Raw genomic sequence first — 22,359 nt, forward strand, 5'->3', positions numbered from 1 at the left:
GCTCGCTCCATTTGCTTGACCCTTCATTCTAGGACGATTGCGACCGTTCCGGGTGCGAACATCCTATAAGATTGGTGCGTCCTGTCGAATTGCGGGCGCGCATCCGGGGAAAATCATTGGCCAACGCAATCCTTCCGCACGCGCTGCCGTCGGCACTGGACGCTTATCCGGGGGTGACCCTGCTCTCGCTCGACTGTTTCGACACGCTGTTGTGGCGCGACGTGCACGCCCCGCGCGACCTGTTCGGCGCGCTCGGCGAAGCCAACCTCCTCCAGCGCGGCTGGGCCGAGCAGACCGCGCGGAGCACCGCCGCCGTCCGCCACCACCGCAACGAAGTCCATATCGACGAGATCTATGCCGAGCTGATGCCCAATGCGAGCGCCGCCGAGCGCGCCGCCGCGGTGCGGGACGAGCTCGCCGCCGAAGCACGCCACTGCTTCGCCTTCGCGCCCACCGTGGCGCTGATGCGCGCAGCCAGGGCGAAGGGCATCGAGACGATCATCGTCTCCGACACCTATCTCGACGAGAAGCAGCTGCGCAGCCTGATCGCCGCCGCCGCGGGCGAGGAAGTCGCCGGGCTGATCGGCCGCATCTTCTGCTCGTCGCATTACGGCAAGGCCAAGGGCGAAGGCCTGTACGGCCCGGTTCTCAAGGCGCTCGGGATCGCGCCCGAGCAGATCCTGCACATCGGCGACAACAAGAAGGCGGATGTCGACGGCGTCGCGCCGTTCGGCGTGAACACGCTGCACCTCAAGCAGTTCACCGACGGCAGCGAGCAGCGCATCCGCCTGGAGGGCGCGATCAGCAACATCTTCCACGCGACCGAGGCCGGCGTGGCGATTACCCACCAGCCGCACCGCGCGACGATCGCCGCCATCGAGCCGCAGCTGGGCGATGCCGCCGAAGTGCTCGGCTTCACCACGCTGGGCCCTGTGCTGAACGGGTTCGACCGCTGGCTGGACGACGAGGCCGCGGCGCTGCGGGCGCAGCATGGCGGCACGGTGCACGCCGTGTTCCTGATGCGCGACGGCCATTTGCCGCAGCTTGTCCACGAGGCGCGCGGCGGCACCGGCCATGCCGTTGAGATCAGCCGCTTCACCGGCACCGCCGCCGCGCTGGCAACGCCGGGCGCGGTCGATCGCTATCTCCAGCGCGAGATCTGCGGCGACCTGAGCGCGGTGGCGAAGCAACTGCTGCTGCCGGCCGCCGAAGCGGCCAGGCTGGTCAAGGACAATCCCCGCCCCGGCGCCTTCCTCAAGGCGATTCAGGACCCGCAGCGCATGCGCCGCATCACCCAGGCCTCGCGCAGCTTCGCCGACCGGCTGATCGCACATGTCCGCAAGGCCGTGAACCCGGCCAGAGGCGACACGCTGATGCTGGTCGACCTGGGCTATAACGGCTCGGTCCAGAACGATGTCGAGCCGCTGCTCGCCCGCGAGCTGGGCGTGAAGGTCGCCGGCCGCTACCTGCTGCTGCGCGAACAGTCGCGTAGCGGCTTCGACAAGAGGGGCTTTATCGGCCACGACGATTATGACTGCGCCGCGCTCGAGGCGCTGTGCTCGAACGTCGCCGTGCTCGAGCAGCTCTGCACCGCCGCCCAGGGATCGGTGATCGACTATGAGAAGGACGGCACTGCCATCCGCCGCGGCAGCTCGATCAAGTCGCGCCAGTCGGACGTGCGCGACCGGGTGCAGGCGGGCTGCCTGCGCTTCGTGCGCGACGAAGGCAGCGTGTCGATCCGCGCGGTGCCGCCCGCGCACGAGGCGATCCTGTGGCGGCGCGGCGCGGCGAGCGTGCTCGGCCGGCTGATGTACGTGCCGCTCGAAGCCGAGCTCGCGGTGCTCGGCGCGTTCGAGCACGACATCAACCTGGGCGTCGACAATACCGTCTCGCTGTTCGATCCCGCCATCGCCCGGCGCGGGCTGCGCCAGCGCGGCCTGTTCTACATGAAGGGCGCCGAGCGCATGTATCTGCCGGCGGAGCTGCACGGCGAGGGGTTGGCGCTCAAGCTCAGCCTGCTGGCGCAGCGCCGCTTCGCGATGCCCCTCAAATACCGGGACTTCGTCGACACCTCGATCGCGCTGCCGCTGATCGTCGCCGACGGCAACCAGGTCTCGACCGGCACGGTGACCGCCACGCCGACGCATGACGGCTATTATCTCGCCCCCATTCCGATCGGCGACAGCCGCTTCTCGGTGGGCGTGCAGTTCGGCCAGCTCTTCGACTATGTGCAGGTGGAGAGCGTGAGCTTCATGCCCGTCGACCGCTTCCTGAGCGACAGGCCGCATCCGGACGGCAGTCAGGAAATGGATGCGCTGCCCTCGCTCGAAGGCATGGAGCAGGTCGCGCCCCATCTCTTCCGCTGCGAGAACGCGTTCGCCTTCATGATGGTCCCGCCGCCGCCGCGCCAGGGAGACCGGCAGATGATGCTGGCCGTGGCCTTCCGTCCCATCGCCGCGCGCCAGCCGGCCGCACCCGCGCCTTCCAACGCCATGCTCCAGGGAGCCATCGCATGAGCCTGCTGATCCACTCCATGTCCGAATTCTCGGACATCATCCTCCACGGGCTCCAGATCGCGGGCGCCCGCAACATCGCCGAAGTAGGCGCCGAGTTCGGCGGCATGTCGCAGCAGCTGGCCGCCTATGCGCGCGTGGCCGGCGGCAGCCTGACCAGCATCGACCCGGCGCCCAAGGCCGAGTTCCTGGCCTGGGCCCGCCAGACGCCGGAGGTGCGCCACATCGCCGAGCCCAGCCATGACGCGATGCCGAAGCTTTCGGACATCGACGCCTGGGTGATCGACGGCGACCATAATTACTACACGGTGATCAACGAGCTGCGCATCGCCGACCAGATCGCGCGGCGCGACGGCAGGCCGCTGCTGGCGCTCCTGCACGACGTCTCGTGGCCGTGCGCCCGCCGCGACTGCTATTATGCGCCCGACCGGATTCCCGAAGAGCATCGCCACCCGCACAGCTTCGAAGGCGGCGTCTCGCTCGGCCAGCCCGGCTGCCTGCCCGATCGCGGCTTCCGCGGCGCGGGCAGCTTCGCCTGGGCGCTGCACGAAGGCGGCCCGCGCAACGGCGTGCTGACCGCGGTGGAGGATTTCCGGGCCGAGGCGCAGACCGAGGCGCGTCCGCTCGCCTGGGCGCACGTGCCCGCGGTGTTCGGCCTGGGCGTGCTGTTCGACAGCTCGGCGCCCTGGGCTCCCGCCCTCGCCGAGATGATCGTGCCCTGGCACAACAACAAGCTGCTCGCCGCGCTCGAGGCGAACCGGCTGCGCAACTATCTGGCGGTCATCGACTGGCAGGATCGCACCGCCGAGGCGGCCTGAGCAATTTGCCGGCGCGGCAACACCGGCCGGCAAATCCTTCCTATAATTCTGGAAACAACAGGGACATCGGGCGAACCGCCATGCTCAACGGCATCGGATTCATCATCATTCTCGTCTGCGTCTTCGGCAGCTTCATCATGTCGGGCGGCAAGTTCGAGATCATCGCGCATGCGCTGCCGCACGAGATGATGGCGATCGCGGGCGCCGCGATCGGCGCCTTCATCGTCGCCAACTCGATGGCGACGATCAAGAAGGCCGGCACGGGCATCATGCGCGCGTTCAAGGGCGGCAAGTGGAAGGCGCAGGACTATAAGGACCTGCTCACCTTGATGTTCACCGTGCTCTCCACCTTCAAGAAGGGGGGCGCCACCGCGCTCGAGCCCCATCTGGACCAGCCGGAGGAGAGCAACCTCTTCACGCCCTATCCGCGCCTGCTCAAGGACCATCACCTGGTCGAGTTCATCTGCGACTATCTGCGCATGATGACGGTCAACTTCGAGGATCCGCATCAGATCGAGGCCGCGATGGACGCGGATATCGAGAAGCATCACCACGAAGAGGCCGGCCCGCAGCACGCGCTGCAGATCATGGCCGACGGCCTGCCCGCGCTCGGCATCGTCGCCGCCGTGCTCGGCGTCATCAAGACCATGGGCTCGATCGACCAGCCGACCGAGATCCTGGGCGCGATGATCGGCGGCGCGCTGGTCGGCACCTTCCTGGGCGTGTTGCTGAGCTACTGCGTGGTCGGCCCCCTCGCCGCCAAGCTGCTCGAGACGCTCGAGGCCGACGGCAAGCCCTATTCGATCGTGAAGACGGCGATCGTCGCCTATGCCCAGAACCAGCCGGTCCAGGTGGCGATCGAGATCGCCCGCCGCATGACCCCCTCGGCCTATGCGCCGAGCTTCCAGCAACTCGAAACCGCACTTGACGAGGCCAAGAATGGACCAGTCCCAGTCGCTGCCGCTGCCTGACGCCGAGGAGCGCGCGCTGCGCCTCCCCGTCCACGGTACCACCGTCACGGCCGAAGACCTGCGCGTGCGCCTGGTGCTCGCCGCCGACCTGGACGACGCGATCGAGATCGACGCGTCCGAGGTCGAGAGCGTCGGCCAGGCGGTGCTCCAGCTGCTCGTCGCCGCGCGCGCCGAGGCGGCCGCGGGCGGCCAGGAGTTCCGTATCGCCAATCCCAGCCCCGCATTCGTCGATCGCGTGCAGCGCTGCCACCTGGCCGCGACGATCGGCCTCGAGACCGGAGACGCCCAGTGAGCAAGTTGATCCTTACCGTCGACGATTCGGCGAGCATGCGCATGCTGCTCAAGACGTCGCTGACCGCGCAGGGCTTCCGCATCGAGAGCGCCAATGACGGCGAGCACGGGCTGGAGCGCATGCACGAAGTGCAGCCCGACCTGCTGATCACCGACATCAACATGCCCAAGATGGACGGGTTCGAGCTGATCGAAGCGGTGCGCGCGGTCTCCGGTTTCCGCGGCACGCCGATCCTGGTGCTGTCGACCGAATTCTCGGACGAGAAGAAGGCGCGCGCCCGTGAGGCCGGCGCCACCGGCTGGATCACCAAGCCGTTCGAGGCGACCAAGCTGGGGGCGGCCATCCGCCGCGTGTGCCCGTGAGCGACGAATTCGACGATATCCAGGCGATCTTCTTCGAGGAATGCGCCGAGGGGCTGACCACCGCCGAGCAGGGGCTGTCGGCCATGCAGGCGGGCGACGTGTCGGCCGAGGTGATCGCCGGCGTGTTCCGCGCGGTCCATTCGATCAAGGGCGGTGCCGGCGCGTTCGGCCATGCCGATCTCACTGCGTTCGCGCACAAGTTCGAGAACGTCCTCGACGAAGTGCGCGGCGGCAAGATCCCGCCGAGCCCCGGCGTGGTCAAGGTGATGCTGAGCGCCTTCGACATCCTGACCGACCATGTCGAATCCGCCAAGGGCCTGGCGCCCCGCCCGGTCGACCAGGCCGCGCTGGCCGCGCTCGAGCAGGTGCTCGCCAACAAGGGTGCCGATGACGGCGGGCCCGTCGCCGCGCCGGCCGCCGCCGCCGAGGTGCCGGCCGGCGAAGCGGACGCGTTCGGCTTCGTGCCCATGGCCGTCTCGCTCGACGATTTCGACGCGCCCGCCGAGTTGCCGGCCGCCGACGCCGCCTGGATCGTCACCTTCAAGCCGTCGCGCGCCGCGCTGGCCAATGCCGGCGAGCCGTTGCTGATCATCCGCGAGCTGGAGAGCCTGGGCGGAGAGGTCGTCGCGGTCGACACCTCGACGGTGCCGCCGCTGCGCGATCTCGATCCCGAGGACGCCTATCTCACCTGGACGCTCCGCGTTCCGGGCGAAGTGGCCGAGAGCGACATCAGCGATTGCTTCGATTTCGTCGCCCCGGATTCGATCGTCGAGGTCCGCCGCGACGAGGCGGCAGCCGCACCCCTGGCCGAAGCCGCACCGGCGGCCGACGAATTCGGCTTCGTGCCGGTATCCGCCGGCATCGAGGACTTCGCAGCGGAAATGCAGCGCGTCGTCGAGACGATCGCCGCTGCCTCGCCCGCGATCGGCAGCGTCGAGACGCCCGCCATCGCCCCCAAGGCGGGCAGCGAGGCGCAACAGACGATCCGCGTCGATCTGGGCAAGCTGGACCTGCTGCTCAACCTGGTCGGCGAGCTGGTGATCCGCAACTCGATCCTGGCCGACCGGCTGTCGCCGGCCGATCGCCAGCGCGTGGAGCTGCCGGAGCTGGCGCGCCTGACGCGCCAGATCCAGGACAACGTCATGTCGCTGCGCGCGCAGCCGATCAAACAGGCCTTCAGCCGCGTGCCGCGCATGCTGCGCGACCTTTCGGTGGAGACCGGCAAGCAGATCCTGCTCGAGACGGTGGGCGAGACCACCGAAGTCGACAAGGGCGTGATCGAGAAGATCGGCGATCCGCTGACGCACATGATCCGCAACGCTGCCGACCATGGCCTGGAAAGCGCCGAGGAGCGCATCGCCGCGGGCAAGGACCCCGCGGGCACGATCAAGCTCTCGGCCGAGCAGCGCGGCGCCCGCATCTTCGTGCGGGTGCAGGACGATGGCCGCGGCATCAACCGCGAGAAGGTCCGCGCCAAGGCCGTCGAAAGAGGCATCATCAGCGGCGACGCGCAGCTGTCGAACGAAGAGATCGACCAGCTGATCTGTGCGCCGGGCTTCTCGACCGCCGACACGATCTCGAACATCTCGGGCCGCGGCGTCGGCATGGACGTGGTCCGCTCGAACGTCGAGGCGCTGGGCGGCCGCGTGGAGATCCACTCGGTTCCGGGCGAAGGCACCACCTTCACGATGATCCTGCCGCTCACCCTGGCGATCCTGGACGGCATGATCGTCCGCCTCGCCGGCCAGCGCTTCGTGCTGCCGCTCGCGCATGTGCTCGAGACGGTGCAGCCCGAGCCGGGCCAGGTGAAGCGCACCTCGCCCGACAGCGAAGTGATCGACATGCGCGGCGAATATGTCCCCGTGAAGCGCGCCACCGAGATCTTCGGCCTCAACGACGACCGCGCGATCGAGGACAGCCTGGTCGTGATCGTCGAGAACGAAGGCTCGGGCAAGGTCGGCCTGGTGGTCGATACCATCGACGATCGCCGCGAAGTGGTGATCAAGAGCCTCGACCAGAATCTCCATCCGATCCGCGGCCTGGGCGGCGCCACCATCCTCGGCGACGGCTCGATCGCGCTCATCCTCGACATCGAGGCGCTCGTCGCCTCCACCAATCGCTTCACCCCGAAAGGACTGGCAGCATGACCACCACCAACGACAACGCCGGCACCGACCGCAAGATCGTCACCTTCTCGCTTGCCCAGCAGACCTTCGGGATCGACATGCGGGCGCTGATCGAGATCCGCGAATGGGACGAGCCGACGCCGCTTCCCAACGTCCCGGGCTTCATCAAGGGCGTGACCAACCTGCGCGGCAACGTGGTGCCCGTCGTCGGCCTGGCCGAGCGGCTGGGCTGGGAACCGAGCGCGATCCATGCGCGCTCGTGCATCCTCGTCGTCCATATCGCGGGCAAGCAGGCCGGCTTCCTGGTCGACGAAGTCAACGACATCGTCGCGATCGGCGAAGCCGAGATCCAGCCGGCCCCCGAGGTCGAGACGATCGAGCCGAGCGTCATCGCCGGGCTGGTGCGCATCGCGACCCGCCAGAAGGACGGCACCCGGGACGAGAAGGGCACCATGGTGCTGCTGCTCGACCTCGACGCGCTGAGCCTGACCAAGCATCTGGACATCGCAGCGTGACCGCCGCCGGGGGCGCCCTGGCGCCTGCCGGCGTCGCCACGGCCATGACGGGCAGCAATGCGGAGCTCACGCCCCGCGACTTCGCTGCCATCGCCGCGATCATGCACGAGGATGCGCGCATCGCACTGAGCGCGGCGAAGACCACGCTCGTCCAGTCACGCCTGGGGCGCCGGCTGCGCGAGCATGGCCTGGCCAGGTTCTCCGACTATGTCGCGCTCGTGCAGGGCGATCCGGCGGAACGCCATGCGATGGTGGTGGCGCTGACCACCAATCACACGCATTTCTTCCGCGAGCCGCATCACTTCGATCATTTTCGCGAGGCCGTGCTGCCGGCGCTCAAGCGCAAGCAGGGCCCGGTGCGGATCTGGTCGGCGGGCTGCTCGTCGGGCGAGGAAGTCTACACCATCGCCATGTGCCTGCTGGGGCCGGACCGCGCGGGCGCCGCGTGGCTGCGCAATGCCGATGTCCGCCTGCTGGCGACCGACATCGCTCCCCATGTGGTGGAATCGGTGAAGCGCGGCGTCTATGCCGACAGCGTCGCCGAAGCGGTGCCCGAGCCCTGGCGCAGCCAGTGGATGAAGCCCGTCCAGGGCGGCTTCCAGATGGCGGACGAGGCGCGCGCGCTGGTGACGGCCAGGGTGCTCAACCTGTTCGAGCCCTGGCCGCTCCGCGCCGCCTATGACGTGATCTTCTGCCGCAACGTGATGATCTATTTCGGCGATCCCGCGAAGGAAGAGCTGGAGGCGGGTTTCGTCAACCAGCTCGCCCCCGGCGGCCACCTGTACATCGGGCATTCCGAGCGGCTGATCGGCCCGGCGGCAAGCCAGATGCGCTCGTGCGGGCACACCATCTACCAGAAGCCGGAGGCGCATTGATGGCACCCGTACGTACGCTGATCGTCGACGACAGCGCCTCGATGCGCGCGACGCTCAACCGCATGCTTTCCGTCGATCCGGCGATCGAGGTCGTCGGCATGGCGCCCGAGCCCTTCGCGGCGCGGGAGATGATCAAGTCGCTCAACCCCGACGTGCTGACGCTCGACGTCGAGATGCCGGGGATGGACGGGCTGTCGTTCCTCGAGCGGATCATGCGCCTTCGGCCGATGCCGGTGGTGATGTGCTCGACGCTGACCGCGCGCGGGGCGGAAGTGACGATCGAGGCGCTCCGCCTGGGCGCGGTCGACTATGTCACCAAGCCCAGCGGCACGCCCGAGGACATCGAGCGCGACGCGGTGCTGCTCTGCGAGAAGGTGAAGGCCGCCGCCCGCTCGGTCGCCCGCGCCGGCCCGCAGCGCCTGCCCGCCCAGCCCGCGCTTGCGGCAGGCAGCGTCGGCGAGCGGATCATCGCGATCGGCTCGTCCACCGGCGGCGTCGAGGCGCTGTTCTCGCTGCTGCCGGCCCTGCCCGAGAATTGCCCGCCGGTGCTGGTCGTCCAGCACATGCCGGCCGCCTTCACCCACAATTTCGCGGAGCGGCTGAACGGCGAATGCCGGGTGCATGTGGTGGAAGCTACGGATGGCGCGCCGGTGCTGCCGGGAACCGTCTATATTGCTCCTGGGGGGCAGCGCCACATGGAGCTGCGCGGCGGCGTCCGCGGCCATGTCAGGCTGCGCGACGGCGATCCGGTCTCCGGCCACCGGCCGTCGGTGGACATGCTGTTCAACTCGGTGGCGCCGCTCGGCAAAGCCGCGGTCGGCGTGATCCTCACCGGCATGGGGGCCGACGGCGCCCAGGGCATGCTGGCGATGCGCCAGGCCGGTGCCCGCACGCTGGGCCAGAGCAGGGAGACCTGCGTGGTCTGGGGAATGCCGCGCTCGGCGAAGGAGCTGGGCGCGGTGGAACAGGAAGTTGGTTTGTCTGGCATGCCTGAGGCGATCCTCAAGGCCTGCCGCGAGAAGATTGGGAGCGTCTGATGCCTGCTGCTGCAGCGATCAAGGTGATGGTCGTCGACGACCAGACCAGCATGCGCGCGATGATCCGTCGCGCGCTGCAGGATCTCGGGTTCAAGGACGTGCGGGACAAGCCGAGCGCCCAGGAGGCGCTGGCGGCGGTCAAGAGCGACCGCGTGCATCTGATCATCTCCGACTACAACATGCCGGAGATGGACGGCCTCCAGTTCCTGGAGGCGGTGCGCACCGATGCGGTGATCGGCAAGACGGTGTTCATCATGCTCACCGGCTCGTCGGACAAGGAGATCGTCCAGAAGGCCGCGGCGCTGGGCGTGAACAACTATGTCGTGAAACCGTTCGCGCCGGCCGCGCTGAAGGAGAAGATCGAGCGCGTCTTCGGCGAGCTCACCTGATGCGCCGGCTCGCCATCGTCCAGGGCGAGCATGCCGTGGTGGCCGAGCCCGGGGTGGTCGTCTCCACCCTGCTCGGCAGCTGCGTCGCCGCATGCCTGTTCGATCCGGTCGCCCGGGTCGGCGGCATGAACCATTTCCTCCTGGGCGAGCCCGGCGCGGACCAGCGCGTGGGCGCCTCGGAAATGGCGCGCTACGGCGTGCATGCGATGGAGCTGCTGATCAACGCGATGATGCAGAAGGGCGCGGTGCGCGGCCGGCTGATGGCGCATCTCTACGGGGGTGCCAACATCGTCTCGGGGCTGGGCTCTATCGGTTCCTCGAACGCCGACTTCGCCCGCCGTTTCATGGAGACCGAGGGGATCGCGGTGGGGCATACCGATCTGGGGGGCACCAGCGCCCGCAAGATCGAGTTCCTTCCCCATGAAGGCCGCAGCCGCTGCGTCAAGGTTACGGACCGCGTGCCCGAGCGCCCGCCGGTCCCCGTTCACGCCCCGGCCTCCGGCGGCGATCTGGAGCTGTTCTGATGTCCTGCATGCCCGTTCCCGCGCAGCTCCCCCCCGCACGGGCGATCTCCGGCTTCGATCCCTTCTCGGCGACGCTGCACAATGTGATCGCCGGCGAGATCCGCGAGATGCGCGCCAAGCTGGAGGCGCTTGCCGAAGTGCTTGTCGGCGACGCGCATTTCGCCAGCTCCTACCTCGAGCAGCTCCAGGACTTCGACTATCTCATCCAGCATGCCGACGAGTGCGTGAACCTGCTCGAGCGGATCGCGCGCGGCGAGGATTCGCTCTCGGCGATCGGCCATATCCGCCTGGGCGCGGTGCAGCAGCGCATGCGCGACGCCCTCGGGGGCGCCTGACCATGCCTGCGCCCGGCGCCAATGATCGCCCGATCGTCATCAAGCGGGTCAAGAAGGTCGCGGCCGGCCATCATGGCGGCGCCTGGAAGGTTGCGTACGCCGACTTTGTCACCGCGATGATGGCCTTCTTCATGCTGCTGTGGCTGATCGCCAATCCGGACAAGCAGCGGCTGAAGGGCCTTGCCGCCTATTTCTCGCCGACCATCTCGGACACCTCGCCTTCGACGCCGGTAATGGGCACGTCCGAGGGCGCGGGCGGCCAGGCGCGCCGCTCGTCGAACGACAGCAGCCGCGCGAACGGCACGCCGACTTCCGAGGCCGCCACCAGCGGCGCGGCGCGCGGCGGCACCGCCGATGTGCCCGACACCTCGATGCGCGTGCTCGCCAGCGAGCTGCAGATCGCGCTCGACGCCGTGCCGCAGGACCAGGCGCGCAAGAACGTGGCGATCGAGCCGGAGCGCGCGGGCATGCGGATCACGCTGATGGACACCGACAAGCAATCGATGTTCCGCCCCGGCACCGCCGAGCTCAATCCCTTCGCGCGCGCGCTGCTCGCCAAGACCGCGGCCAAGCTCGCCCAGGCAGGCGGGCAGATCGCGATCGAGGGCCATACCGACGCGACCGGCGGCGGCCAGAGCGATGCGAACTGGCAGCTGTCGGGCGCGCGCGCGCTCGCTGCGCGCCAGGCGATGATCGCTTCGGGCATGACGCCGGATCGCTTTGCCGAGGTCGTCGCCATGGGCGGCACGCGTCCGGTCTTCCCCGACCAGCCCGACCGGGCGGAGAACCGCCGCATCACCATCGTACTGAAGGCCGAGGCACCCTCGCTTCCGACCGACAGCAGCTTCAAGTTCTGAGTGTCGCCGCCATGAAGAAGATCCTGTTCCTGGCCATTGTGCTGCTCTCCGGGCTCGGCCTGGGGGGCGCCGCCGCGTTCGGCACGCTGGTGGTGCTGGGCCCCCGCCCCGCCCACGCCGCCACGGCCCCCGCCCAGGCGGAAGTCGAGACCGCGTTCGTCCAGGTGGACAAGCTGCTCGCGCCGCTGGTCTCGCCCGAAGACGGGCGGCTCACCGGCTATGTCCAGTTCCAGTTCAACCTCGAAGTGCCCCGCGACAAGTCCGGCGAGGTGGCCAAGCGGCTGCCGCTGCTGCTGCATGCGATCAACATGCGCACCTTCAGGACGCCGATGGCGGCCGGCAAGGACGGGCTGCTGCCCAGCCTCGAGCAGTTCCGCAAGATCGTGGAAGCCGCCGCTCCGGAAGCGTTCGGCGCCGGCGTGGTGCGCAAGGTGGCGATCACCCAGGCGACCCCTGCGTAAAATACGTATTTTGCGTCAAGTCGGACCACCCCGGCCGGCGATCCCCCTATAAAAAACAGAGGTCACGCAATTTCGCCGAGGACATAGTGGAACCCAACTCCGCCATCGCAAGCGAGAACCGCGACGAGTGGATCGAACGCGCGCCGCGGACGGTGGCTACGCTCCTTGTCGGCAAGCTGCGCCATGAGGGCAATCCCGGCCAGCTCTGCCGGGTGCGCAACCTCTCCGAACGCGGCATGCAGATCGATACGATCGCGTCGCTGCTGCCCGATATGCGGATCACCGTCGAGCTGCGTGGCGGCGCGCTGTTGAACGGCGCGATCGCCTGGACCGGGGGAGGCCGCGCCGGCGTGCGGTTCGATACGCCCGCCGACGTGAACGCCATTCTCGGCAAGCCCCAGCCCGAGGCAGCCACGGTGCGCCCGCGCTCGCCGCGCTTCGCCGCCGACATCCCCGCGCGGATCAGCTCGTTCGGCCGCCCGATCGACGTGGTCGTCGCCGACCTCTCGCAGGGCGGCGCCTGCCTGCGCCTGCAACGGCCGCTGCGCGACGACACCGAAGTGATCCTGATGATTCCGGGCCTGCCCTCGCGCCGCTGCACCACGCGCTGGAGCAACGAGGAGTTCACCGGCGTCGCCTTCCACGACCCCATTTCCTATGCCGAACTCTCGGCCTGGCTGGACAGCCCCGCCGCACGGGGCTGACCGCCCGTCACGGCAGCGCGAGACGCTTCGACACGACCGACATCGCCCTGGCGGACGAACGGCGGAGCCGCGCCGGGCGCGTTGGCAGGGGCCGACCCGGAATTAGCAGGGACCGTGCCAGAATACGCCGTGGCCGACTTCCGAATAGCATCCGTCGAACATCGGCAGATCGCGCCGGCTCCGGGCGACATGATATCCCCAACCGCCATCGAAATAGGGCTTGATGACGATGTCGACGCCCCATTCGTGCACCGTGACCCATTCGGGATGCAGGCTCGCGATGACAGGCGGCAATTGGCTCTCCGGCACGCGGGCATAATGTACCGGGGGTCTCGCCGGATGCGTTGCCATCAAGGCCTGGGCTTCGGCCTCGATCGCCTTCAGCCTCACCGGATCGGAAATGGGCCAGGGCCAGCGCGCCAGCAGCACCGGGATCGCCAGGGCCGCCAGAACAGCCAGGACGACGAGCGTGACGAGGCAGCCTCTCCGGCGATTCATGCGCGAAGCTAACCGCCGCCATTCGGGTCCACAAGCAGATAGGGGCGGACGCCCCCCGGCATCCGCCCCCTCCCCCGTCCCTGACGGCTTCGCTACTGGGCGAAGCTCTTGACCAGCGATCCGGCGACCAGCGCCCAGCCATCCACCAGCACGAAGAAGATGATCTTCATCGGCAGGGATATCGTGGGTGGCGGCAGCATCATCATGCCCATCGCCATCAGCACCGCCGACACCGCCAGGTCGATCACCAGGAACGGCAGCAGCAGCAGGAAACCGATCTCGAAGGCGCGCCGCAGTTCCGAGATCATGAAGGCCGGCGCCAGCGTGGTCAGCGGCGTCTCGGCGCGGTTCTGGATCTTCTTGCCCCCCAGATCGGCGAACAGCTTGAGATCGCTGTCGCGCACCTGGCCGAGCATGAACTTGCGGAAGGGCTCGGCCGTCCGCTCGAAGGCCTGGCTCTCGGTGATCCTGCCCTTGGTATAGGGGTCGACGCCCTGGCTCCATGCCTTCTCGAAGGTGGGCGCCATCACGAAGAAGCTCAGGAACAGCGCCAGGCTGATGATCACCGGATTGGGCGGCACGCCTTGCGCGCCGATGCCGGTGCGCAGCAACGAGAGCGCCACCACCATGCGCGTGAAGCTGGTCACGGTCATCAGCAGGCCCGGGGCCAGGCTGAGCACCGTCAGCATCAGCACCAGCTGGATCGCCTTGGCCGAGAGCGCGCCGTCCGCGCCGCCGATGTTGATCGTCGTGCCCTTGGCTTGGGCATAGGCCTCGGCCGGCATGAGGATCAGGGCGGCAAGGGCCGCCGCGAGCAGCCTATGCATCGAGCGCGGCCCGCACCGCGGCGCGGTTCCACCGCGTGGTGTTGCGCTGCTCGCGGACGCGCTTCGGCGCGCGCGGCGGATGGGCATTGCGCGCGGCGGCGGCAGTCGCGGCCCGGGCCGCAACGGCCCTGGGCAGCTCGGCCAGCCTGGGAAGATCGACCAGCCGGGCGAAATTGGCACCGAGCGCGGCGATATCCTCGGCGAGGTTGGCCGCCGGCATGGGCTCCGCGGCCGGCTCGGGCACGGACGGCTCGGGCGCGACGATGCCGCTCTCGATGGTCGCCTGCCCCTCGGGGCCGAACATCACGAGATGCTCCATCCCGTCGCGGCGGATCAGCGCCACCGAGCGCTTGCCGTCGACCGACAGGCGCTCGACGATCTCGATCCGCTTGCGGCGCGTGCTGGTCACGCGGCCGGGCAGCTTCAGATCATAGCGCTTCACGAACCACAGCGCGCCGGCGAGCATGCCGAGCACCATCCCGAGCGCACCCAGCGTGCGCAGCGTCGACAGGATGTCCATCAGTTGCGCTGCTTCTTCACGAGTTCGGTGATTTCGAGCGACATCACTTCGCCGTCGACCAGGACCACGCCCTTCGCGACGAGCTCGTCGTTCACATATACGAGCGAGGGATCGTCCTGGCTGCTTTCCAGCGGGATCATCGCGCCGCGGCTCATCTGCAGGACCTGGCGGATCGGCACATTGGCCGAGCCCAGCACGATCGACATATCGACCATAATTCCGTCGAGCACTGACATGCGTGTTCCTTTCAGGAGGACTTATAGGAACCTTTTTTCCGCGCTCGGCGCCCGCCCCGGCAATTTTTGCCTACAATGGAGGAAACGGCCCGTCGGGCCTGCTTGGAAGGACGATCATGGACCTCAAGACCTCGCTCGGCATCTCCGCCTCGGGCCTGCGCGCGCAATCGCTGCGCATGCGCGTCATCGCGGAAAACCTGGCGAACCAGGACTCGGTGTCGGATACGCCGGGCGGCAATCCCTATCGCCGCCGCGTCGCCAGCTTCCAGTCCGAGGTCGACCGCTCGACCGGCGGCCTGGGCGTCAAGGTCAAGGCGATCGAGAACGACAAGTCGGACTTCGTGAAGGTCTATCAGCCCGGCCATCCGGCCGCGGACAAGGACGGCTATGTCATGAAGCCCAACGTCAACGGCCTGATCGAGACGGCCGACATGAAGGCGGCGCAGCGCAGCTACGAAGCCAATCTCAATGCCATCGAGGCCGCCAAGAGCCTGACGATGCGCACCATCGACCTCCTCAAGTAAAGGATATTCGGAATGTCCATCGGCGCACTTGATGCGATGTCGGCCTATGGCCGCGTCGCCGGCCTTGGCGGCAACAGCAAGACGGATCCCGTAAAGACCGGCGGCAGCGCCGGCGGCTTCGGCGCGATGGTCGAGGACATGGTCACCGGCACCGCGGACCAGCTGCGCACCGCCGAAAAGGCATCGGCCCAGCAGGTCGCCGGCAAGGGCGACCTGATCGACGTGGTCACCGCGATCGGCGCCGCCGAGACCGCGCTCGACACCATGGTGGCCGTGCGCGACCGGGTGGTGAACGCCTATTCCGACATCATGCGGATGCAGATCTAACTGCGCTCTGTGTTCCTTGCGGCTCCCCGGCAAAGGCCGGGCCCCAGTATCGGGCTGGTTGGTTGGATGGGGAAATGACCCTCTCAATGGACATTGCAACTGGGCCCCGGCCTTCGCCGGGGAGCGGCCCTTTCCCTCCCGCGAACCGCTTTCGGGGCTGAACGATGCTGCCGTCCCAGGTCCTCGCCCTGGCGCAGAGCGCGCTGATGCTGGTGCTCACCATCGCAGGTCCGCTGCTGCTGACCTCGCTGATCGTGGGCACCGTCATCGGCCTGCTCCAGGCGCTGACGCAGATTCAGGAAACCACGCTCACCTTCGTCCCCAAGCTGCTCGCCATGGGGCTGGTGCTGCTGCTCATGCTGCCAACGATCGGACAGGCGCTGAACGACTTCATGACCAGGATCGGCAGCCTGATCGTGACCGCCGGATGACGCTGCCCCCCGACCTGGCGCTGCAAGCCTCGGCCTTCTTCATCGTCTTCGCCCGGGTGGGCGCGGTGCTGATGCTGCTGCCGGTGTTCGGCGACGACGCGATCCCCGGCCGCATCCGGCTGATGATCGCCTTCGCGCTGTCGGCTACCATGTATGGCCTGGTCGGCGCCCCTGCCCGCGTGGCGGTGGAGGCCGGCGCGGCGCTGCCCGCGGTGCTCGTCGCCGAGCTGATGACGGGCCTGGCCATGGGCATGATCGTCAAGATCCTGTTCCTCGCCGTCTCGATGGCGGGTTCGGTGATCTCGACCCAGATCGGGCTCTCCTCCGCGGTCATCTTCGATCCCGCGCAGAGCAGCGCGGCGCCCCAGCTCTCCAAGTTCGTCGCCATGGCGGCGGCGCTGGTGTGCATGGGCATGCAGGTCCATCACCTGTGGCTGGGCGCGATCGTGCACAGCTATCAGAGCTTCCCCGTGGGCGGGCTGCCGCCGGCGCATGATTTCGCCATGCTCGCGGTCGAGGCGATCGGCCGCTCGATGACGCTCGGCCTGAGCCTCGCCGCTCCGCTTCTCATCTATGGCATCGTCTTCAACGTCGCGCTCGGCCTCGCCGCGCGCGTGGCCCCGGCGATCCAGGTCTTCTTCATCGCCCAGCCGCTCAACCTGCTGCTCGGCATCAGCCTCGCCGCCGCCACGCTCGGCACCATGCTCACCTTCTTCGCCCGCGCCATGGGCGACGCGATGCAGGGAGGCTGGTGATGTCGGGCGATACCGACCAGGACGACAAGACTCACGATCCGACGGACAGGAAGCTCGAGGACGCGCGCGCGAAAGGCGATGTGCCGATGGCGCCCGAGATGCGCCACGCGGCGATCTTCGTCGGCATGCTCGTGGTGATGGGCGGCCTGGGCACCTACACGCTGCAGCTGCTGGGCACGCTCTTCGTGCGGCTATGGGGCAGCGCCGACGATTTCCGGATGGAGCCGCAGGGCGCCGAGAGCTTCGTGACCGGCGTGATGCGCGCCAGCGCCTTCGCGCTGCTGCCGATCCTGGGCACGTTGTTCGGCATCGCGCTGCTGGGCGGCATCCTCCAGGGCCGGCCGATGCTCAGCTGGAGCCGGGTGAAGCCCAAATGGTCGAAGCTCAATCCCGCGAGCGGCGCCAAGCGGATGTTCGGCAAGATGGCGCTGATGGAATTCGCCAAGACGCTCGCCAAGCTCTGCCTGGTCGGCGGCGTGGCGGCGTATCTCGCATGGCCGCATGCCGCCGCGATCGATGCGATGGTGGGCGCCGACCTTCAGCAGGTGGGCAGCGCCACGCACGGTATCGTCTATTCGATGCTCCGCCCGATCGCGATGCTGGTAGGCGCGCTCGCCCTGTTCGACTTCGTCTGGCAGCGCCGCGCATTCCTGCAGCGGATGCGCATGAGCCTCCAGGAGATCAAGGACGAGCACAAGCAGAGCGAGGGCGATCCGCACATCAAGGCCAAGGTCCGCCAGATCCAGATGCAGCGCTCGCGCGGCCGCATGATGCAGAACGTGCCCAAGGCCAGCGTGGTGATCACCAACCCGACGCACTATGCCGTGGCGCTGCACTATGACCATGGCCAGATGGCGGCGCCGGTGGTGGTCGCCAAGGGCGTCGACGGGATCGCGCTCAAGATCCGCGAGATCGCGGGCGAGCACGGCATCCCGCTGGTGGAGAACCGCCCCCTTGCCCGCGCGCTCTATGCCAGCGCCGAGATCGATCGTCCGATCCCGGTGGAACATTATGCCGCGGTCGCCGAAGTGATCAGCTATGTGCTGAAGATCGCGAAGAAGAGGCGCTGAGCGCCCCTTCCCCGCGATACTTCAGAGTTCCTCAGAACTTCAGGCGCGCGCCCGCCGAGAGCACGATGGCATGGGCGTCGCGCAGCTCGCCATCGGTAAGGATCGGCGTCTGCGCGGCGGTGCCGGCATAGGCGGCGGTGACGCGGTCGATCGGGGCGTCGGCGAAGCTGACATAATTCGCCGCCAGGTCGAACGAGAGCTTCTTGTTCGCCGCGAGACTGCCGCCCACGCCGAAGTTCCAGCGGTTCGAATCCGGCACCCGGGCATCGCGCTCGCCATCCTGGGTCGGCGTGGTCGCGCGCTGGACGCCGGCACGCAGCGTCACCTTGGGCGACACGGCATAGTCGATCCCGCCGGCATAGCTCCAGCTGGCGCGGTAGTTCTCGGGGATCGCCTGGTTGACCGGCGCGCCCAGGCGGATCGCGTCGAACTTGTCCCAGCCATAGCGGATCACCTGCGCGTTCAGGGTCAGCTTGTCGGTTGCCGCGAAGCGAGCGCCGGCGATCGCCTGGGACGGCGTGTAGAATTTCGCCTCGACGCCCGAGAGCTGCATGTTCGACGTCGCCAGCGGGCCGACCAGGCCCGAGACGGTAAGGTCGCCCTTCAGCGTGTGCTCGATCGCCGACTTGTAGCTGAGACCCAGGGTGAAGCGGCGCGAATGCAGCTGCACGCCGGCGGTCCAGCCGAGATCCCAGCCATCGCCCTTCAATTCCTGATGTCCGTCCGGCAGCACCGCCGCCAGATTGGGCAGCGCGTTGCCGAGGCTGGCATCGGTATATTCGATGTTGAGCCCGGCGCCGACGCGCAGCCAGTCGGTCACCGCCACGCCGATGCTCGGCTGGATGTCGACCGTGCGCAGCTGGGTCCGGGCGGCGCTGTAGCGCGCCCAGCTGTCCGCCGGATAATCGGTGGTGAAGCTGTAGGGCGAGGTGATCGAGACGCCGAGCGCGATGCGGTCGTTCAGCGGCACGGCGATCGCGCCCGAGGGGAGCACGCCGTTGTTGATCGGATTGCGAGTGACGCCGTTGCCGCCCACCGGCGCCGGCGGCTGCCCCGGGCGGACGATCAGCGTGCCCCTGTCGGCAACCTCGCCGCGCGGCAGGATGACGGAGGCGGAAAGCGTGGCGTCGCCACTCTCGATGCCGCCGATCGCGGCAGGGTTCCACCAGATCGAAGCGGAGCCGGTATCGGCGGCCTCGCCCGAGAAGGCACGGCCGGCGCCGCGGGCGGATTGCTCCTGGAGATAGAAGGCCTGGGCATGGGCAGCCTGGGAGAAGCCGAGCAGCGCGATCAGCGCGCTGCCGGCGGCGAGCGAATATCTGAAGGGGGACATCGGGGTAATCCTTGTACGCGTACGGATACTGAGAACTCGGAAACGCGCGTCAGCGCACGCGGGTCCAGGTCTGGGTGCGGCAGAAGGGCTTGAACACGCAGCCGCGCAGGTTGAGCTGGTCGTTGCCGGAGAGGGTGATCTCGGCGCTATAGGTCTTGCCGTCCTCGGCATTGTAGATCTTGCCGCCGTACCAGCCGCCATTCTGCTGGCTGAAGCCGGAGAGGATCTGCAGGCCCATCAGCTTGCGCGTGCGCAGTGCCGCGTTGCCGTTGTTGCCGTCGGCCAGGTTCGGGTTGGTGCGCAACTTGTCCGACCCGACGATCTTGCCGCAGATCGACGCGCCGCATCGGGTGATCTCGACGATACCGTTATGGACGGGGGTCTTCCAGCGGCCGACCACGGCATCGGCCGGCTGGAGCGCGGGGGCCGCTGCGACGGCAAGCCCCATAAGCAAAGCCAACATAGGCATACTCTCCTCGAGGGGATTCCATGCCGCGCTCTGCCGGCTGGTCATGGAAGGAACGGCATCGCCCTTTCGAACGCGAAACCGGTGGCGCCTCCCTAGGTTCCAAAAATCCGGTATGCAATTGCGTTCGGATTTGAAACTGAAAACCCGAGGATGCCGTAAGGGAATGAAAGGCGCGGATCAGGCCTTGAGATCGAGCTTGGCCAGCTCGACTCGGACGCGCAGCTCGATGTCGGAGAGGATCGCGGCGAGCGCGGGATCGTCGGTGCGCTCGAAGGTCTCGGACCATTCGACGATCGCCGTGAGCCGCGCCGGGCTGACCACTCCGGCGACCAGCTCGCGGTGGAGCTGATCGAGCATGTCGATGCCGCGCTGGGCGTCGACTGCCTGTTTGCGGCGGCGCTCGATCGCGGGATCGGCGGCGGCGAGCGTGACGAGCATCGCGACCGAGGGGTTGAGCGCCTGCGCCGCATTGGCCCCCGGATGCAGGGGCGCGGGCGCCGCGGGGGCTTCCCCCTCGCCCACCGAGAAGCCGGACGCGACCTTGGGCAGCGCCGCCATCAGGCTGTGCAGCAAGGGTGCCTGCAGGTTCTCGATCCGCACGAAATCTCGTCCCCTGGGCCCGCATGGCCCGTCTTCTATCCTATAAGAGAATTATCGGAAATTTTCCACTTCCAGGGGTTATATGCTGCGCTTCGCCGCTCCCATGATCGCCCTGCTCCTGAGCCTGGGCCTCGCACCGGCCGCAACGGCCCAGACGCGGATCAAGGACGTCGTCAACGTCGAGAATGTCCGCGACAACCAGCTCGTGGGCTATGGCCTGGTCGTCGGCCTGGCCGGCACGGGCGATCGCCTGCGCAACACGCCGTTCACCGAGGAATCGATGCAGGCGATGCTCGAGCGGATGGGCGTGAACATTCGCGGGACCGAGATGAAGACGCAGAACGTCGCCGCCGTCTCGATCACCGCGACGATGCCGCCCTTCGCCCGCTCGGGTTCGCGGATCGACGTCCAGGTCTCGGCGCTGGGCGACGCGACCAGCCTGCAGGGCGGGACGCTGATCGTCTCGTCGCTGCGCGGCCTCGATGGCGAGATCTATGCGGTGGCGCAGGGCAATGTCGCGGTCTCCGGCTTCAAGGGCCAGGGCGCCGCCGCCAGCGTGAGCCGCGGCGTGACCACCTCGGCCCGCATCGCCGGCGGCGCGATCATCGAGCGCGAGGTGCCCTATTCGCTCCTCTCGGCCAATGGCCTGAAGCTGGCGCTCAAGAACCCCGACTTCGCCACCGCCGACCGCATCGCCGGCGCGATCAACGCGAAATATCCGGGCAGCGCCGCGGTACTGGATCCGGCGACCGTGCAGCTCACGGCGGGTTCGAATTTCGTCGGCAACGTGATCGACCTGGTCACCCGCATCGGCGAGCTGTCGGTCAAGGTCGACCAGCCGGCGCGCGTGGTGATCAACGAGGCTTCGGGCACCGTCGTCATGAACGCCGACGTCCGCATCACGCCGGTGGCGATCGCCCAGGGCGGCCTGACCATCACCGTGACCGAGAGCCCCCAGGTCTCGCAACCCGCGCCGTTCTCGAACGGCCAGACCACGGTGGTGCCGCGCACCAACGTGCAGGTGAACGACGGCAACGGCGCCAGCCTGGCGATGGTCGACGGCGCCAGCCTGCAGACGCTGCTGAGCGGGCTCAACACGCTAGGCGTCTCCCCGCGCGACCTGATCACCATCCTCCAGGCGATCAAGAGCGCCGGCGCGCTCCAGGCCGATATCGAGGTGCAATGATGCGCGACGTGACTTCCCCCACCGGGCCCCAGGCCCCGGCCGTCCCGGCCAATCCGGAGCTCGACGCCAGGAACCGCGAGACCGCGAAGAATTTCGAGGCGGTGTTCCTCGGCCAGATGACCCAGCTGATGCTCGAGAGCGTGCAGCAGGGCGACGGGGAATTCTCCGGCGGCCATGGCGAGGAAATGTTCCGCGGCATCATGGCCGAGAAGCTGGGCAACGCGATGGCCGCCAAGGGCGGCATCGGCCTGGCGCCGGTGGTGCTCGACCAGATCATCAAGCTCCAACAGGGTAACAAGTAAATGACCGAGCAGCTCATCGACGCCATGGTGTCCCTCACCCATATCATGGAGGAGGAGAGCGATCGGCTGGGCCGGGCCCCCTATTTCCCCGAACTGCCCGAGATCGCCCAGGCCAAGCGGCGCCTTACCGGCCGGATCGAGGCCGAGGTGGCGCGGATGAAGCGGGAGGCGCCCGACGACTGGGCCGAGCGGCTCGACCCCGAAACGCGCGAGACGCTGGCCGAGGCCAGCCGCGGCCTGCGCGACGCCTCGGCCGTCAATGCGCGGATCCTCGCGCGCCAGATCGAGCTCTCGGTCGAGATGATGGGCGCGATCGCCGCCGAGGCCCAGCGCCTGACCGGCAGCCGCAGCATGACCTATGGCGCCTGTGGCGGCCTGGGCGGGATGGACGCCCCGGCGCCGATCTCGATCAACGCCCGGCTCTGAGATCTCCCGCGCGGGGCGCCGGTTTCGCGCGGCCGGAGTTTCGGAAGTTTAGGCAAGCGCGCGCACTCCAACATCT

Annotated in this window: 30 protein-coding genes; 23 read left to right on the forward strand and 7 right to left on the reverse strand. The window is 68.2% G+C overall.

The genetic code is table 11. The features are described 5' to 3' along the window. Positions 1-116: 116 nt before the first annotated feature. The 15 genes from FHR20_RS17300 to FHR20_RS17370 all read left to right on the forward strand — a co-directional run bounded on the left by FHR20_RS17300 (position 117) and on the right by FHR20_RS17370 (position 12,779). Positions 117-2,516, forward strand: coding sequence for an HAD family hydrolase (locus FHR20_RS17300; RefSeq protein ID WP_167300850.1), 2,400 nt, complete (start codon positions 117-119; stop codon positions 2,514-2,516). After that, entirely contained in the window at positions 2,513-3,331 is an 819-nt protein-coding gene (locus FHR20_RS17305; RefSeq protein ID WP_167300851.1) for a class I SAM-dependent methyltransferase, read from the forward strand. The genes FHR20_RS17300 and FHR20_RS17305 overlap by 4 nt, the downstream gene beginning before the upstream one ends. A gap of 80 nt (positions 3,332-3,411) precedes the next feature. Beyond that, positions 3,412-4,302 carry a flagellar motor stator protein MotA gene (gene motA, locus FHR20_RS17310; RefSeq protein WP_167300852.1) on the forward strand — a complete coding sequence of 297 codons (891 nt, stop codon included), beginning with the start codon at positions 3,412-3,414 and terminating at the stop codon, positions 4,300-4,302. Next, positions 4,271-4,594: an STAS domain-containing protein gene (locus tag FHR20_RS17315; protein WP_086130166.1), complete on the forward strand. Its 324-nt coding sequence runs from the start codon at positions 4,271-4,273 to the stop codon at positions 4,592-4,594. The genes motA and FHR20_RS17315 overlap by 32 nt, the downstream gene beginning before the upstream one ends. After that, a complete protein-coding gene (locus tag FHR20_RS17320; RefSeq protein ID WP_137863394.1) occupies positions 4,591-4,956 on the forward strand; it encodes a response regulator in 366 nt (121 codons plus the stop codon). Before FHR20_RS17315 ends, FHR20_RS17320 begins: the two co-directional genes overlap by 4 nt. Then, a complete protein-coding gene (locus FHR20_RS17325) occupies positions 4,953-7,103 on the forward strand; it encodes a chemotaxis protein CheW (protein WP_167300853.1) in 2,151 nt (716 codons plus the stop codon). The genes FHR20_RS17320 and FHR20_RS17325 overlap by 4 nt, the downstream gene beginning before the upstream one ends. Continuing rightward, complete coding sequence (locus FHR20_RS17330; protein ID WP_167300854.1) at positions 7,100-7,597, forward strand: chemotaxis protein CheW; 498 nt, start codon at positions 7,100-7,102, stop codon at positions 7,595-7,597. Before FHR20_RS17325 ends, FHR20_RS17330 begins: the two co-directional genes overlap by 4 nt. Continuing rightward, positions 7,594-8,472 carry a CheR family methyltransferase gene (locus tag FHR20_RS17335; RefSeq protein WP_341786471.1) on the forward strand — a complete coding sequence of 293 codons (879 nt, stop codon included), beginning with the start codon at positions 7,594-7,596 and terminating at the stop codon, positions 8,470-8,472. Before FHR20_RS17330 ends, FHR20_RS17335 begins: the two co-directional genes overlap by 4 nt. Next, positions 8,472-9,509, forward strand: a complete 1,038-nt coding sequence (locus tag FHR20_RS17340) for a protein-glutamate methylesterase/protein-glutamine glutaminase (RefSeq protein WP_167300855.1) — start codon at positions 8,472-8,474, stop codon at positions 9,507-9,509. The genes FHR20_RS17335 and FHR20_RS17340 overlap by 1 nt, the downstream gene beginning before the upstream one ends. Then, positions 9,509-9,898, forward strand: a complete 390-nt coding sequence (locus FHR20_RS17345) for a response regulator (protein WP_179188181.1) — start codon at positions 9,509-9,511, stop codon at positions 9,896-9,898. Before FHR20_RS17340 ends, FHR20_RS17345 begins: the two co-directional genes overlap by 1 nt. After that, a complete protein-coding gene (locus tag FHR20_RS17350) occupies positions 9,898-10,422 on the forward strand; it encodes a chemotaxis protein CheD (protein WP_167300856.1) in 525 nt (174 codons plus the stop codon). Before FHR20_RS17345 ends, FHR20_RS17350 begins: the two co-directional genes overlap by 1 nt. After that, a complete protein-coding gene (locus tag FHR20_RS17355; protein ID WP_167300857.1) occupies positions 10,422-10,757 on the forward strand; it encodes a hypothetical protein in 336 nt (111 codons plus the stop codon). The genes FHR20_RS17350 and FHR20_RS17355 overlap by 1 nt, the downstream gene beginning before the upstream one ends. Before the next feature lie 2 nt (positions 10,758-10,759). Next, positions 10,760-11,614, forward strand: coding sequence for a flagellar motor protein MotB (locus FHR20_RS17360; protein WP_167300858.1), 855 nt, complete (start codon positions 10,760-10,762; stop codon positions 11,612-11,614). Between the two features lie 11 nt (positions 11,615-11,625). Then, entirely contained in the window at positions 11,626-12,075 is a 450-nt protein-coding gene (locus FHR20_RS17365; protein ID WP_167300859.1) for a hypothetical protein, read from the forward strand. An 86-nt stretch (positions 12,076-12,161) separates the two neighbouring features. Beyond that, positions 12,162-12,779 carry a PilZ domain-containing protein gene (locus FHR20_RS17370; RefSeq protein ID WP_167300860.1) on the forward strand — a complete coding sequence of 206 codons (618 nt, stop codon included), beginning with the start codon at positions 12,162-12,164 and terminating at the stop codon, positions 12,777-12,779. Between the two features lie 102 nt (positions 12,780-12,881). Here the strand turns inward: FHR20_RS17370 and FHR20_RS17375 are convergent, their stop codons facing one another. The 4 genes from FHR20_RS17375 to FHR20_RS17390 all read right to left on the reverse strand — a co-directional run bounded on the left by FHR20_RS17375 (position 12,882) and on the right by FHR20_RS17390 (position 14,860). Continuing rightward, on the reverse strand, positions 12,882-13,277 hold the full coding sequence (locus FHR20_RS17375; RefSeq protein WP_167300861.1) for a hypothetical protein: 396 nt from the start codon (positions 13,275-13,277) through the stop codon (positions 12,882-12,884). 92 nt (positions 13,278-13,369) lie between these two features. Beyond that, a complete protein-coding gene (gene fliP, locus FHR20_RS17380) occupies positions 13,370-14,104 on the reverse strand; it encodes a flagellar type III secretion system pore protein FliP (RefSeq protein WP_167300862.1) in 735 nt (244 codons plus the stop codon). Then, complete coding sequence (locus FHR20_RS17385; protein WP_167300863.1) at positions 14,097-14,624, reverse strand: flagellar biosynthetic protein FliO; 528 nt, start codon at positions 14,622-14,624, stop codon at positions 14,097-14,099. Before FHR20_RS17385 ends, fliP begins: the two co-directional genes overlap by 8 nt. After that, complete coding sequence (locus tag FHR20_RS17390; protein WP_086130154.1) at positions 14,624-14,860, reverse strand: FliM/FliN family flagellar motor switch protein; 237 nt, start codon at positions 14,858-14,860, stop codon at positions 14,624-14,626. Before FHR20_RS17390 ends, FHR20_RS17385 begins: the two co-directional genes overlap by 1 nt. A 116-nt stretch (positions 14,861-14,976) precedes the next feature. Between FHR20_RS17390 and flgC the strand changes: the two genes are divergently transcribed. From flgC to flhB, 5 genes are all read left to right on the forward strand, one after another. Continuing rightward, entirely contained in the window at positions 14,977-15,384 is a 408-nt protein-coding gene (gene flgC / locus FHR20_RS17395; RefSeq protein ID WP_167300864.1) for a flagellar basal body rod protein FlgC, read from the forward strand. Positions 15,385-15,396: 12 nt separating this feature from the next. Continuing rightward, on the forward strand, positions 15,397-15,711 hold the full coding sequence (fliE, locus tag FHR20_RS17400; RefSeq protein ID WP_167300865.1) for a flagellar hook-basal body complex protein FliE: 315 nt from the start codon (positions 15,397-15,399) through the stop codon (positions 15,709-15,711). Positions 15,712-15,875: 164 nt separating this feature from the next. After that, entirely contained in the window at positions 15,876-16,142 is a 267-nt protein-coding gene (locus FHR20_RS17405; protein WP_086130151.1) for a flagellar biosynthetic protein FliQ, read from the forward strand. Beyond that, on the forward strand, positions 16,139-16,897 hold the full coding sequence (fliR, locus tag FHR20_RS17410; protein WP_167300866.1) for a flagellar biosynthetic protein FliR: 759 nt from the start codon (positions 16,139-16,141) through the stop codon (positions 16,895-16,897). Before FHR20_RS17405 ends, fliR begins: the two co-directional genes overlap by 4 nt. Beyond that, positions 16,897-17,967: a flagellar biosynthesis protein FlhB gene (gene flhB / locus FHR20_RS17415; protein WP_167300867.1), complete on the forward strand. Its 1,071-nt coding sequence runs from the start codon at positions 16,897-16,899 to the stop codon at positions 17,965-17,967. The genes fliR and flhB overlap by 1 nt, the downstream gene beginning before the upstream one ends. A gap of 31 nt (positions 17,968-17,998) precedes the next feature. Here the strand turns inward: flhB and FHR20_RS17420 are convergent, their stop codons facing one another. The 3 genes from FHR20_RS17420 to FHR20_RS17430 all read right to left on the reverse strand — a co-directional run bounded on the left by FHR20_RS17420 (position 17,999) and on the right by FHR20_RS17430 (position 20,369). Then, a complete protein-coding gene (locus tag FHR20_RS17420; RefSeq protein WP_167300868.1) occupies positions 17,999-19,300 on the reverse strand; it encodes an OmpP1/FadL family transporter in 1,302 nt (433 codons plus the stop codon). 49 nt (positions 19,301-19,349) lie between these two features. Continuing rightward, positions 19,350-19,763 carry a DUF2147 domain-containing protein gene (locus FHR20_RS17425; RefSeq protein ID WP_167300869.1) on the reverse strand — a complete coding sequence of 138 codons (414 nt, stop codon included), beginning with the start codon at positions 19,761-19,763 and terminating at the stop codon, positions 19,350-19,352. Positions 19,764-19,946: 183 nt separating this feature from the next. Then, positions 19,947-20,369: a flagellar assembly protein FliX gene (locus FHR20_RS17430; protein WP_167300870.1), complete on the reverse strand. Its 423-nt coding sequence runs from the start codon at positions 20,367-20,369 to the stop codon at positions 19,947-19,949. 82 nt (positions 20,370-20,451) lie between these two features. Here FHR20_RS17430 and FHR20_RS17435 point away from each other — a divergent pair, with 82 nt between their 5' ends. The 3 genes from FHR20_RS17435 to FHR20_RS17445 are packed head-to-tail and all read left to right on the forward strand — an operon-like array spanning position 20,452 to position 22,283. Further along, complete coding sequence (locus FHR20_RS17435) at positions 20,452-21,555, forward strand: flagellar basal body P-ring protein FlgI (protein ID WP_167300871.1); 1,104 nt, start codon at positions 20,452-20,454, stop codon at positions 21,553-21,555. Then, positions 21,555-21,857: a rod-binding protein gene (locus FHR20_RS17440; RefSeq protein ID WP_208413699.1), complete on the forward strand. Its 303-nt coding sequence runs from the start codon at positions 21,555-21,557 to the stop codon at positions 21,855-21,857. The genes FHR20_RS17435 and FHR20_RS17440 overlap by 1 nt, the downstream gene beginning before the upstream one ends. Next, the gene (locus FHR20_RS17445; protein ID WP_167300873.1) at positions 21,858-22,283 is read left to right on the forward strand and encodes a flagellar protein FlgN; all 426 of its coding nucleotides are present in this window, start codon (positions 21,858-21,860) and stop codon (positions 22,281-22,283) included. The last annotated feature ends 76 nt before the right edge of the window (positions 22,284-22,359 follow it).

This window comes from Sphingomonas leidyi (genome assembly GCF_011761945.1).
GTDB lineage: Bacteria > Pseudomonadota > Alphaproteobacteria > Sphingomonadales > Sphingomonadaceae > Sphingomonas > Sphingomonas leidyi.